This is a genomic window from Actinoplanes rectilineatus, assembly GCF_000962825.1.
GTDB lineage: Bacteria > Actinomycetota > Actinomycetes > Mycobacteriales > Micromonosporaceae > Actinoplanes > Actinoplanes rectilineatus.
Genome location: NZ_JZKF01000140.1, coordinates 1 through 12,465, shown reverse-complemented (window position 1 = coordinate 12,465; position 12,465 = coordinate 1). Strand labels below are relative to the sequence as shown.

General features: G+C 72.2%; 10 protein-coding genes. 5 read left to right on the top strand and 5 right to left on the bottom strand.

Annotated elements, in window-relative coordinates:
* Nucleotides 1-3,699: type VII secretion protein EccC (locus WH85_RS44430; RefSeq protein WP_045748246.1), on the bottom strand; the 3,699-nt coding region annotated here is incomplete at its 3' end.
* Nucleotides 3,700-3,860: 161 nt separating this feature from the next.
* On the opposite strand from WH85_RS44430, the gene eccD reads away from it, so the two are divergent.
* From eccD to WH85_RS44415, 3 genes are read left to right on the top strand one after another with little or no spacing between them, the layout of a single operon-like run.
* Complete coding sequence (gene eccD / locus WH85_RS44425) at nucleotides 3,861-5,258, top strand: type VII secretion integral membrane protein EccD (RefSeq protein WP_045748244.1); 1,398 nt, start codon at nucleotides 3,861-3,863, stop codon at nucleotides 5,256-5,258.
* Nucleotides 5,259-5,262: 4 nt separating this feature from the next.
* Nucleotides 5,263-6,639 carry a type VII secretion protein EccB gene (gene eccB / locus WH85_RS44420; RefSeq protein WP_045748243.1) on the top strand — a complete coding sequence of 459 codons (1,377 nt, stop codon included), beginning with the start codon at nucleotides 5,263-5,265 and terminating at the stop codon, nucleotides 6,637-6,639.
* Between the two features lie 11 nt (nucleotides 6,640-6,650).
* Entirely contained in the window at nucleotides 6,651-7,466 is an 816-nt protein-coding gene (locus WH85_RS44415) for a class I SAM-dependent methyltransferase (RefSeq protein WP_045748242.1), read from the top strand.
* 4 nt (nucleotides 7,467-7,470) lie between these two features.
* On the opposite strand, the gene WH85_RS47960 is transcribed toward WH85_RS44415, so the two are convergent.
* Nucleotides 7,471-8,727: a S8 family serine peptidase gene (locus WH85_RS47960; RefSeq protein ID WP_245674363.1), complete on the bottom strand. Its 1,257-nt coding sequence runs from the start codon at nucleotides 8,725-8,727 to the stop codon at nucleotides 7,471-7,473.
* A 118-nt stretch (nucleotides 8,728-8,845) separates the two neighbouring features.
* Here WH85_RS47960 and WH85_RS44405 point away from each other — a divergent pair, with 118 nt between their 5' ends.
* Nucleotides 8,846-9,751 carry a hypothetical protein gene (locus tag WH85_RS44405; RefSeq protein WP_045748241.1) on the top strand — a complete coding sequence of 302 codons (906 nt, stop codon included), beginning with the start codon at nucleotides 8,846-8,848 and terminating at the stop codon, nucleotides 9,749-9,751.
* Nucleotides 9,752-9,841: 90 nt separating this feature from the next.
* Here the strand turns inward: WH85_RS44405 and WH85_RS44400 are convergent, their stop codons facing one another.
* From WH85_RS44400 to WH85_RS44390, 3 genes are all read right to left on the bottom strand, one after another.
* A complete protein-coding gene (locus WH85_RS44400; protein WP_045748240.1) occupies nucleotides 9,842-10,324 on the bottom strand; it encodes a hypothetical protein in 483 nt (160 codons plus the stop codon).
* 119 nt (nucleotides 10,325-10,443) lie between these two features.
* Nucleotides 10,444-11,280 carry an SseB family protein gene (locus tag WH85_RS44395; protein ID WP_045748239.1) on the bottom strand — a complete coding sequence of 279 codons (837 nt, stop codon included), beginning with the start codon at nucleotides 11,278-11,280 and terminating at the stop codon, nucleotides 10,444-10,446.
* Complete coding sequence (locus tag WH85_RS44390) at nucleotides 11,277-12,188, bottom strand: SMI1/KNR4 family protein (protein ID WP_245674362.1); 912 nt, start codon at nucleotides 12,186-12,188, stop codon at nucleotides 11,277-11,279. The genes WH85_RS44395 and WH85_RS44390 overlap by 4 nt, the downstream gene beginning before the upstream one ends.
* Nucleotides 12,189-12,200: 12 nt before the next feature.
* On the opposite strand from WH85_RS44390, the gene WH85_RS52600 reads away from it, so the two are divergent.
* On the top strand, nucleotides 12,201-12,465 hold a 265-nt coding region (locus WH85_RS52600), incomplete at its 3' end, for a hypothetical protein (RefSeq protein WP_211275638.1).

Here is a 12,465-nt window from a genome sequence, read left to right as displayed (position 1 = left end):
CTCCAGCAGCGGCTGCAACGGGTTCACCGACGCCCCGGCCACCAGGTCGTAGTCGTCGACCAGCACGTACAGCTTCGGGCCCTTCCACCAGCTGCGCTCACGCAACATCTGCGGGGTGACGTCCGGTCCGGGCAGCCGCTCACGCAGCACCACGACCGCCTGGTTGATCACCTCGGCGGTGGTCTGGTGCGAGCTGCCGTACCCGATGGTGTGCCCCTCGTCGACGCACCCGAGCAGGCTGCGCCGCAGGTCGACCAGGAGCAGGCGGGCCTGCGACGGGTCGTTCGCCGCGGCGATCGACTTGGCGAGGCCGCGCAGGAACGAGCTCTTGCCGCTCTCCACGTCGCCGAAGAGCAGCGCGTGCGGCTCGGCGTCGAAGTCCAGCCAGACCGGCTCCAGATTGGTCTCCGCGATGCCGATCGGCACCAGGCTGCCCGCGGCCGGCGGCAGCGCCTCGTAGGGCAGCTCGGCGGGGAGCAGGCGGACCTGCGGGGCGGGCGGGCCGGACCAGTGCTCGGTGGACGATTTCACGAACTGGCCGACGGCCGCGGAGAGGTCCTCGGCCCGCTGTTCGCGGTCGAGGCGGGGAAGCGCGGCCAGGAAGTGGAAGCCGTCCGGGGTCAGACCGCGGCCGGGCTGCTCCGGGACGTTCACCGCCTCCCGCCGGTTGATCACCGAGTCGGCCGCCTCGCCGAGACGCAACTCGATCCGGGTGCCGAACACGTCGCGGATCTGCGGCCGGATGTCCATCCAGCGGTTCGCCGCGGCGATCACGTGGATGCCGAAGCCGAGACCCCGGTTGGCCAGCTCGTTGACCGTCGGCTCCAGGTCCTCGAACTCGGCCCGCAGCACCGACCAGCCGTCCACCACCAGGAACACGTCACCGAAGACGTCCTCGGCGTGCTTGCCCTGCGTCTTCTCCCGGCGGTAGGCGGCCACGCCCTCGACGTTCTGCGCGGCGAAGAACTCCTCCCGGGCCCGCATCAGACCGTGGACCTCGGCGACCGTGCGGCGTACCCGGTCGACGTCGCGGCGGGTGGCGACCCCGCCGACGTGCGGCAGGTCGACCAGCGCACTCAGCGGACCGCCACCGAAGTCGAGGCCGTAGAACTGCACCTCCCGCGGCGTGTGGGTGAGCGACAGGCTGACCATCAGCGAGCGGATCAGGTTCGACTTGCCGGACTGGGCGGCACCGACCACGACCAGGTTGCCGGCCGAACCGGACAGGTCCAGCCACATCGGTTCGCGGCGCTGCTCGTACGGCTTGTCGATGATGCCGACCAGCGCGTGCAGCGTGCCGAACCGCTCGGTGGTGTCGGCCACCAGGCCACGCTCCGGGTGCGCCACCAGCGGGGGCAGCATCTGCCCGAGGGTGGGCGCGGTCTTCAGCGGGGGCAGCCACACCTCGTGCGCCGGGGCGCCCTTGCCCTCCATCTGACGGACCAGCACCTCCAGCAGGGTGTCGCCGACCACCTTGTCGTCCTCGGACTCCGGCGTGGTGTCGTCCTCCTCGTCCGGCTGCTCGTCGCGCAGCGGCGCGACGTAGAAGGTGGAGAACTCGCGGATCGGGTCGCCCAGCCGGACCCCGGCGGCGGCGATCGCACTCTCCTCGCGGACCGCGCCGGAGACGTACGCCGCGCGCAGCCGCACCAGGCCCTCGGTGCCGGTCCGCAGGTAGGCGTGGCCGGGTGACCGCGGCAGTTCGTAGGCGTCCGGAACCCCCAGGACGGCCCGGCTCTCCATCGACGAGAAGGTCCGCAAGCCGATCCGGTACGACAAATGCGACTCCAGACCGCGCAGCCGGCCCTCGTCGAGTTTCTGCGACGCCAGCAGCAGGTGGACGCCGAGCGACCGGCCCACCCGTCCGATCTGGACGAACATGTCGATGAAGTCCGGCCGTTCACTGAGCAGCTCGGAGAACTCGTCGACGATGAACAGCAGGCTCGGCAGCGGGGTCAACGGCACACCGGCCGACCGGGCCCGCTCGTAGTCACGCTGCGAGGCGTAGTTGCCCGCCTTGCGAAGCAACTCCTGCCGCCGGGTCAGTTCACCCTGGATCGCCCCGAGCATCCGGTCGACCAGCGGGAGTTCCTTCTCCAGGTTGGTGATCATCGCGGCGGTGTGCGGCAGCCGGTCGAGCGAGGCGAACGTCGCGCCGCCCTTGTAGTCGACCAGCACGAAGTTGAGGATCTCCGGGTTGTGCGTCACGGCCAGCGCGAGCACCAGCGTCCGGAGCAGCTCGGACTTGCCGGAGCCGGTCGCGCCGACGACCAGGCCGTGCGGGCCCATGCCGTCCTGCGCCGACTCCTTGAGGTCCAGCTCGATCGGCCGGCCGTCCGGGCCGACACCGATCGGCACCCGCAGCCGGTCCCGGTTGGGGCGGCTGGCCCACAGGTCACCCAGGTCGATCTGGTAGGGGTCGTCCTGTTCCAGCAGCTCGGCGAGTCCCATGTCCTGGGAGATGGCGACCTCGTCACGGTGTGACGCGGCCGACAGCCGGAGCGGGGCCAGCTCGCGGGCCAGCACCTCGGCCTCCCGCAGGCCCAGGGTGTCGCCCTTGCCGACGGTGGTGGCCCCGTCCATGGTCGTGCCGACCACCGTGCCCTCACCGTCGATCTCCAGCACCACCGAGCTGTCGTCGAGCAGCCGCGGCGGCGGGACGGACAGGTCGAGGATGGTGACGCCGCCCACGCCGCCCTCGGTCATCAAGTGGTCGGAGCCGGCCGTCGAACCGCCGTCGATGATCACGACCACGTGCGGGCCGTTGACCGGCGGTCCGCCCGGGTCGAAGCGCGGACGGTTGACCAGCACGTCGTCCAGCATCGCCTCGAGCGCGGGGACGCTCGGCGCGACCAGGCGCACCGGACCGACCGCGTCGTTCTTGCCCGGGTGCTGGGCGTGCGGCAGCCACTTCGCCCACTCCCAGCGGGACCGCTGGTGATCCGGGGTGCAGATGCCGATCCGCAGGTCGTCCGGCGCGTGGAAGAGGACCAGCTGGGCGATCAGCGCCCGGGTGAGATCCGCCACCGCGTCGTCGGCGCCGCGCATGTAGATGTGCGAGAAGTCGCGCAACGACACCGAAACCGGCAGATCCGGGACGACCGAGTAGGTGCTGACGAACTTGCGCAGCGCCATCGCGCACATCGGCTCGAGCTCGTCCACCGGCCGGGTCTGCGGGGCGACCAGCGGGGTGGCCACCTCCTGCGCGCCGACCGCGACGCGGATCACGGTGAAGTCCGCGTCACCCGGGCGGCGCTCCCAGAGGCGTCCGCCGTCGATCAGCGACCACAGGGTGTCCGGGTCGGGGTTGCGGTAGTAGAGCGCCTCCCGCTGACGGCGGATCGCGGTGCGGACCTGGGCCCTCAGCTGGGAGAGATGGCGCAGGTACTGCCGCCGGGCCTCGATCATCTCGCGTTTGCCGGGCCCGGTGGTGTTGGTGACCATCATCGCGATCATGCCGAGGATGGAGACGCCGTACATCGCGCCGGCCACGTAGGTGATCGCGTTGCTGCCGCGCTGCACGCCCATCATCAGGCCCATCGCGCCCGCACCGGCGGCCATCGGCAGGACCATCAGCATCCGCGTCCAGCCCTTGCCGCCGGCCGGCGGCACCTCGGGTGGCGGCTCCAGCATGACCTCGCCGGAGGGCATCGGTGGCGCGGCCCGGCGTGGGGGACGCTTGACGATGGTGACTGTCACGCTTGATCTTCCCCCTAGGGCATCGGGACGGCGACCCATCCTAGCCATCCCCGCCGGACCTCGATGATCCCCGCTCGGGCGAGCGAATCCCAGGTCACGGCCACCCGCCGAGCCTGCTAGGTTGTGGCGCGAAATGTCGGCGTCGCAGCGGAGGTGATCGAGTGAGTTCACCAGGTGGCCCCAGTCTGGCCCGGGTGACGATCGCCGCGCCCGAGCGGCGGATGGACATCGCCCTTCCGGACAACATGCTCGTGGCCGAGTTGCTGCCGCATCTGCTGCGGCACGCCGAGGGCGCACTGGGCGAGACCAGCGAGCGCAACGGCGGCTGGGTGCTGCGCCGTGCCACCGGAGCCGCACTGGAGCCGCAGCGCAACCTCGCCGCCCAGGGCATCCGCGACGGCGAGCTGCTGCACCTCAACCCGGCCCAGGACGACTGGCCCGAGCTGGCGTACGACGACGTGGTCGAGGTGATCGCCAGCGGCGCCCGCCGCGCCGGGCGGGCCTGGACCGCCGAGGAGACCCGCCGTGCCGGCCTGGCCGTCACCTCCGCCGCGCTGGTCGTCGGGCTGTTCGGCCTGGCCGCGACCGGCCCCGGCTGGCAACTCCCGGGCGTCATCGCACTCGGTGTCGCGCTGGCCCTGACCGCCGGTGGTGTCCTGCTCTCCCGGGCGTTCAGCGACGCCGGGGCGGGCGCGATCGTCGCCGCCGCCGGTCTGCCCTACGCGTTCCTCGGCGGCGGATGGCTGCTCACCCCGGACCGCGCCGGATTCCTCGACCTCGGCGCGCCCGGCCTGCTGCTCGGCTCGGCCGCCCTGCTGGTCCTCAGCCTGCTCGGGCACACCGGCGTCGCCGGACTCCCCCGGCTGTTCGTGGCCGGCCTCGCCACCGCGCTGACCGGCCTGCTCGCCGCCCTGCTGAGCCTGGCCGGCATCTCCGCCGCCGGTGCGGCCGCGGTGGCGCTCACCACCTCGATCGGGTTGCTCCCGGCGTACCCGGTGGTGTCCGGCTGGATCGGCCGCCTGCCCTTCCCCGAGCTGCCCAACCGGGCCGAGGAGATCCTCGAGGACCGGCCGATGCCGCGCCGCTCGGACGTCTTCGCCGCGGTGGTCCGCGCCGGCGAGGTGCTCACCGGCCTGCTGCTGGCCACCGCGATCAGCAGCGTGCTCGCGATGATCTACCTGGTGCTGGCGCGCCCGGACATCTCCGGTGTCCTGCTGATCGTGGCGGCGATCACCGCCCTGCTGCTGCGTTCCCGGCTTCTGGCGGTGCCGCAGCAGCGGGTGCCGCTGCTGGTCGCCGGCTTCCTCGGGATGGCCGTGCTGGGCCTCGGCCTGCTGTGGACCACGTCGGGCCTGTTCGTGCTGGCCGGCGCGGTGATCGCGGCCGTCGTCGCGCTGGGCGCCGCGCTGGTGTTCAGCCGCCGGACGCCCTCGCCCTACATGGGCCGGGCCGCCGACATGTTCGACGTGGTGGCGATCATGGCGCTGATCCCGCTCGCCTGTGCCGTCATCGGCGTCTTCGGCGCGATCCGCGGGCTCGTCGCGTCGATCGGCGGGTGATCCGGTGGCTTCCCGTCGCGATCAGCTCCACTCGTACCAGTTCATGAACCAGCGGGTCGTCTCGGCCTTCGTGATGCGCGAGACCGACCCGGCCCAGTCACCGCTGCGCCGCGGCATCGGCGCGCTGTTCGGCGGCCTGATGGTGGCGATCCTGGCCGGTGCGGTCGTCGGCATCGTCGGCATCGTCACCAAGGTCGGCAACAACAACTGGAAGACCGAAGGCGCGGTCGTCGTCGAACGCGAGACCGGCGCCAGTTTCGTCTATCTCAACGGCAAGCTGATCCCGGCCCTCAACCTGGCCTCCGCCAAGCTGGCCGCCGGGCGGCCCAACCCGACCGTCTACCGGATCGCCGCGAAAGCACTGACCGCGGCCCCGCGCGGGCTGACCATCGGCATCGCCGGGGCACCCGCCTCGCTGCCCGAGGCGGCCCAGAGCAGCGGCCTGCCGTGGACGATGTGCGCGGTCGTCGGCTCCCGCACCCGCTCGGTGCTGCTGGCCGGCGCGGGCGGGCCCGCGTCGAGCGCCCTCGGCGACCGCGGCGTGATCGTCCAGGACGCCGTCAAGGGCGTGCGCTACCTGGTCTGGCACGGCCGCAAGTTCCAGTTCCAGGACTCCAAGACCACCATCCTGGCGCTGTTCGGCGCGGTCACCGCCACGCCGGCCGGCACCGCCTGGCTCGACGCGCTGCCCTCCGGCCTGGACATCGCCGCGATCGACGTCGGCGACCGGGGCGCCGGGGCCACCGACCTCCCCGGCCGCAAGATCGGCGACGTGGTCGTCGCCCCGACCGCGACCGGCAGCGGCGAGCAGGCCTACGTGGTGCTCGACGACGGCCTGGCCGCGATCACCCCGCTGCAGCGGATCGTGCTCCAGGCCCGGTTCCCCGGCGAGGCCCAGGAGATCACCGTCGCCGACGTCGCGGACTGGGCGACCAGCAAGCGCTTCGACGACGTCGACCCGGCCACCCAGCCGCCGGCCGACCCGCCCGTGCTGGTCACCCCGGCGAGCGGCGAAACGGTGTGCGCGGTGACCACCGACGCGGCGGCCGCCCCGGCGGTATCGGTCGGCGGCACCGCCGACAGCCTCGCCGCCGCGGTGCCGACCACCGCCGCGACCTCGGCCGGCCGGGCGCTGGCCGACGCGGTCCTGGTCCCGGCCGGCACCTACCAGCTGGTCAAGGTGCCCGGCTCCGGCGGATACGTGCTGATCACCGACCTCGGGGTGCGGTACGCACTACCGTCCGCGGACGCGGTCGCCATGCTCGGCTACGACGTCACCACGGCCGTGACGGTACCGACCGCGCTGATCAACCGGCTGCCGGCCGGCGTGACCCTGGATCCGGCAGTCGCGACCGCCGTCGCCACCGGCGTCGAGGAGTAGCGTCTGGCGGTGTGGAACTCGCCGGAGTTCAAAAGACCCTCAGCCCGGTACTCAAGGCCAAGGCACTGGACAACCGGCTGCCGTCGCCCATCCTCGGCGACACGGTGGCCGAACAGACGATGCGCCAACTCGACCCCGGCTACGACAAAGGCTGGTTCGCCACCAGCCAGCTCGGCCTCATCGCCGTGGTCCGCGCCAAGACCCTCGACGACTGGACCCGCGACTTCCTCGCCGGCCATCCCGACGCGGTCGTGCTCAACCTGGGGTGCGGCCTCGACGCCCGCGCCCACCGGATCGACCCACCGGACACCGTCTCCTGGTACGACCTGGACCATCCCGCCGTCGCCGACCTGCGACGCCGGTTCCTGCCCACCCGCGGGCAGGACACGCTGATCGGCTCCGACGTCACCGACCTCACCTGGCTGGAACGGATCCCCCGGGACCGGCCGGTGGTGATGGTCGCCGAGGGCCTGCTGGGCTACCTGACCGAGGCCGACGTGCGGCGCCTGCTGACCGGCATCGTCGAGGCCTTCCCGAGTGGACGGCTGCTGTTCGACGTCGTCTCGGTGGCCGGATGGCGGGCCTCCCGGTGGGACCCGATCGGCCGCCGGTACAACGCCCGGTTCCTCAGCGGCATCGACGATCCGGCCGTCATCGCCGGCTGGCACCCGCGGCTCAGCTACGTCGGCGAGGCACCGATGAACGATTCGCCGCTACTGATGGCCCGGGCGCCGGCGGGCACCCGGCGGATCTATCGGTTGCTCAACCTGTTTCCGGCCTACACCCGGTCCAGCCGGATCCTGCAGTACCGCTTCAGCTCCGAGTGAGTATTCAGCCGCGGCCGGTGCCGGACAGGTCGGTGAGCAACTCGACCGGCGGGCCCGGCTCGATCTTCTCCTCGACCACCGGCAGCGGCGGGGTGAGCACCGGCCGCCAGGTCCGGCGCCGTCGCATCGCGGCCGTGCCGATCAGCACCACGACCACCACGAACAGCAGCACCCCCGCGCCGCCCAGGGCCAGCGCACTGCGGCGGTCGGCGTCACTGGTGTCCGGCATCCGGGCCGGCGCGACCTCGGGCAGGGCGCGGGCACTGGGCGCGACGATCTGTTCGGTCAACGCGGCGTACGGGTTGACGACCCCGGCCCCGTACTGCCCGGTCAGCGGGGCCGGACTGGCACCGGCCAGGATCGTCCGCACGATCTCGGCGGGAAGCAGGTCACCCCGCTTGGACCTGGCGACCGCGACCACGCCCGCGGTCACCCCCGCGGCGATCCCCGAACTGCTCGCCGCGACCAGTCCACTGCCGCGCTGCAGCGTCGGCACCTCAGCGCCCGGAGCGACCAGGTCCACGTAGTCACCGGACGGCGAACCGGACAGGATCGTCCCGTCGATGCCGACCGCGCCGACACCCAGCACGTTGCCGAACCCCGCCGGGTAGGGGACGGCGTCCAGGCTGCCGGCCGTCTCGGTGTCACCCACCGACGCGACCACGATGATCCCCTTGGCCACGGCGGCGGTCACCGCGTTCTCCAGCGCGGCGGATTTCTGGTAGACCGGCTCGCCGATGACGATCACGTCGGCGGCACCGGCACCGGCGGCCCAGGTGACGCCCCGGACCAGCGGGGCCGCCTCGGCGGGGGCGGTACTCAGCGGGTTGTCGGCGACGACACGGACCGGCTGGATCCGGGCATACGGCGCCACGCCGATCACGCCGTTGCCGCTGACCGGCTGGGCCGCGACGGTCCCGGCGATCTGGGTGCCGGTGCCGCTGCAGTCGGTGTTCGCCGCACCGGTGCCGCGCACCGCGTCGAACCCGGCCAGCACCCGGCCGCGAAGCTGTTCCTGGTTGGCGTCGACACCGGTGGAGAGGACCGCGACGGTGACGCCGCCGCCCTGGCTGAAGGCGTGCACCTGGTCCAGGGCGAGCGTGGTGCGCGGCCACGGCGCGGCGGACTCCAGCTCACCGGCCTCGGCGCAGTTGTCACCGGGGGCGGCCAGCGCGGGCCCGGCGCTGAGGGGGACGACCGGCACGGCCACCAGCGCGCTCACCGCCACGCCGGCCAGCGCCCGGGACAGGCGACGACTCATCGAGAACACCGCCCGATGATAGTCATCCCAGGTCGTGAGCCCTGCGTGGCCCGAATCACCGGCTCCGGCACGGGGTACCCTGGCCGCTCCCCGCCGCCGATCACCGGGAGAGTCGCCGTTGTCCCGCCGCTGGATCACCTACAGCCTCGTCACCGTGCTCGTCGTCCTCGCCGGTGCGGTCGCCGTCTTCGTGGGCGGGAAGTGGTATTTCACCCGTAACGGCTCCTCGATCGACCTGATCCACCAGCGCCTGGCCGGGGTGGGACAACGACTGCAGGAGGCGGGCAGCGCCCGGGTGACCTTCACGGCCGACTACACACCGCAGGTCGCCGGCCCCACCGCCAAGTTCACCGGCACCAGCATGGTCACGTTCGGCGCGGACGGCGACAACGCGAACACCGAGTACACCAGCATCGAAGCCTCCGGCGTGAAGGAGACCACCGCCGAGAGCATCCGGGTCGGCGACAAGGTGTGGCTCACCACACCGGCGATCAAACCCGACGACGGACGCCGGTGGATCGGCCCGGGAACCGCCCGGTCCTTCGGGAACATCCTGGCCGACCCGACGAGCGGGCTGGCCGACTTCACCGTCTGGAAGCCGTTCCTCACCAAGGTGACCAGGAACGACGCCTTCCAGGGGTACGACAGCGAGAAGGTTCCCGACCTCCCCGGCGCGCCCCACAAGTACGAGGTTCTCTGCGGCGTCAGCGTCGTCGAGGCGATCAGCACCAGCTGCCCGCCTCCGCTGCCGGACCGCCTCGGCGATCTGTTCAACGCCATCGGCAGCCCGCTGCACTACCTCGCCTGGATCGACGACGACGGCCTGCTCCGCAAGCTCGAGGTCTACATCAGCATGGCCTATCTCGCCGACCTCGACACCTTCCCCCCGGCCGGCGGCCACCCGAAGGGCGAGTACTACGCCCGCGTCGCCTTCACCCTGGACCAGTTCGGCGCCCCGGTCACCGTCACCGCGCCGGACGACGCCGACGTCACCACAGCCAGGGGTGTGGTCCGGTCGGACTGAGGACATCGCCTTGTCGTCCCGGCGGCGCGTACCGCCTCGCGCCGCTGCGGATGGCACGGGCGCCGGATGACAGTCAGCCCAGGTGGCGGGCTATCCCTGGCCCAGCGCCGCCCGCCGCTCCTCGAGCACGGCACGGCGGAACCGGTCCGGGAAGCGGTCCCGGAAGGCGCGGCCGTTGTCGCTCCAGAACGCCCCGTCGGGCGCCTCGGCCGCGCCGGCCGGCACGAATTTCAGCGCCTCGTCGAAACACGCGACGGCGGTGGCCCGCCACGCGAGCGCCTCGGCCGCGGCGGTGTCGGGCAGTTCGGCGGCGAGCGCCATCATGTCGGCGATCTCCACCCACTCACCGGCGTCGAAGAGCACTGAGGTCTCCCCGTCCGCCCCGAACGTCACCGCGGCGCCGGGCCGGGGCGGCGTCGGCCGCGCGGGCAGCGCGAAGACGAACTCCCGTGCCGCCCCGCAACCACCACAACTCCCGTGGTAACGACGGGCGAGCACGCCGTCCTGTTCGGACAGCGCGTCGGCCCAGGCGACGTCGACACCCTGACATTCCGGGCAGCCGTGCAAATCCATATAGAGATGGGCTTCGTCACGCGTACGGGCTACAGGCAGCACACTACCGATGATAAAGCCGCTGCTCCGGGCCGTTTCAGGCCGTCCCCGCACCCGGAACGGGCCGGCCGTGATCCGGATCAGGCCGGCGGGCTGAAACTGAGCAGCAGCAGGACCTGTTCGGCGGGGACGGTGATGCCGTCGTCGCCGCCCGGATTGACCGACAGGCCGTGACCCTCGGGCCACACCGCCAGCGCGAACGGCAGCGACACCTCGACGGCCGGCACCGGGTCGGGGTGGGTGCGGGCCAACGCCTCCGGACCGGTGAACACCTCGATCATCTGATCGGTTCCGGTCCGCCACGGGAAGCCCGGTTCGAGGATCTCCTCCGCGGCGAGCACCGGCCGGGTGGTCGGGATCAGCACCGTGGTGTCCAGCAGGCGATTCAGGTAGCCGTACACGTCACCGGCCCGGGCCGCCGCGGTCAGCGCCGCCGCGTCGTCGTCCGGGTAATCGCCCCGCTCCCGGCGCTCCTGAAGATCGAACTCCTCGGCGAAATCGGCCACCGCCGCCGCGCCCAGCTCGTCCAGGGTCGGCACCTCGAGATCACCGACGGCGGCCTGCTCGACGGCCTCCACCGCGAGGTAGGCGTCGATCGGGGTACCCGGATTGATCGCCAGCCGCCAATCCGGATGTGGCCACTTGCGGCGCAGCTCGTAGTAGTTGGTGATCGCGTAGCCGTTCACCGCCCCGGCGGCCTGCGCGATCAGCGCCTGCGACGACGTGAAGACCGGCAGGAACACCTCGCCGAACGCGCGGACGGTGAGGAACCGCTGCTCCGGGGACTCGTCGCCGGCGATCTGCGGCAGGAACAGGTCGGCCAGCGCCAGCAGCTGGAAATAGGACTGCCGGTCGTTCTCGCCGACCGCCAGCAGCATCGCTTTCTCGACGTCGTTGACCGGCTGCCAGTCCGTCATTGATCAGTCCTCCGGTGCGACGTCGGCAACAGCACACCACACCCGTCCGGAAAGACCGGTTCGGCACCGGCAGCGGCATTCGCCGCCAGCTCTTCAAGATCATGGGGTACGCCGCGGAGCGCCGTCCAGAACGCGGCGAAATCGTCGGCCACCCGGGACAGCAGACGCTCACAGACGTCGGCGGCCGTGAACGCGTCCCGGTCCCGCGGATCATCGTCGTCGAGGTAACCGATCGCGCCGGCGTCCTCGCCACGGACCCGCAACAGCAGCAGGCCGCCCTGCACGAAACCGATCGCCAGCCAGTCCGGGGTCAGACGGTCACCGAACCAGGCGTTCGCATACGACAGGTCCTGCGCACGGTCGTCCCGGAACCCGAACAACGGCTGGTCCAGCACGAACCCCCACCCCGGGAGAACGGCCGGCATGCCGGGGGCGCCACCGTTGGTACGCTGGAGAAACTCGCGGTACGCATACGGTAGGCGTACCCCCAGAAGGTCTTCTGCCTTGGCCACCGCCTCGTCGGACAGGCGCTCGGAGAGCAGCACCCGCGGCGCCTCACCACCCCGCGCGGTGAGCCCACGCCCCGGCGCCCGCGAAGCGGCGACACTGACCCCGCCCAGGTGCCGGAAACTCGCGTGCAGCTCAGCCGGCACCAGGGCGAGCCGGCGCTCCTGCGCGGCGTGCGCCCACGTCCAGCCCGGCGGCGTGCCCACCGTGCCGTCCCAGAGCGGATCACCGGACGCCCGGGCGACCGTCTCGGCGGCCCGCACATCCACCACCCGCGCCTCGTCGAGGGTGAGGTCCGCGATCGCCGGCGGCAACTCGACCATCGTGCGCGCGTACGGCGTCCAGTCCGGGAAACCCCACGGGTCGACCGGAACCCCGTGCCGGTACCGCACGCGCAGCATGGGCGCGGCCGGGTGCGCGACCTGAAAGGCGTACCGGGCCCCCGCAATCCGGTCCTCGTCCATCATCCGCCCAGGGTAATCGCCGGACCGCCGGCGTGGGCCACCTCGCACCGCGACGACATAAGGGCTGCTCCGGGCTGGGGTAGCCTGTCTGCTCCCCTCGATCGCCACCAGGAGGACCCCCTGTCCCGCGGCCGGATCATCTACAGCCTCGTCGTCATCCTCGCCGGAGTCGCCGTCATCGCCGGCGGCGAATGGCTGAACGCCCGCTACGGCA

Excerpts from the sequence above, each read along its gene's own strand:
- WH85_RS47960 (WP_245674363.1), bottom strand. The coding sequence starts at position 8,727 with ATGAGTCGTCGCCTGTCCCGGGCGCTGGCCGGCGTGGCGGTGAGCGCG.
- WH85_RS44400 (WP_045748240.1), bottom strand. The coding sequence starts at position 10,324 with ATGGATTTGCACGGCTGCCCGGAATGTCAGGGTGTCGACGTCGCCTGG.
- WH85_RS44395 (WP_045748239.1), bottom strand. The coding sequence starts at position 11,280 with ATGACGGACTGGCAGCCGGTCAACGACGTCGAGAAAGCGATGCTGCTG.
- WH85_RS44390 (WP_245674362.1), bottom strand. The coding sequence starts at position 12,188 with ATGCTGCGCGTGCGGTACCGGCACGGGGTTCCGGTCGACCCGTGGGGT.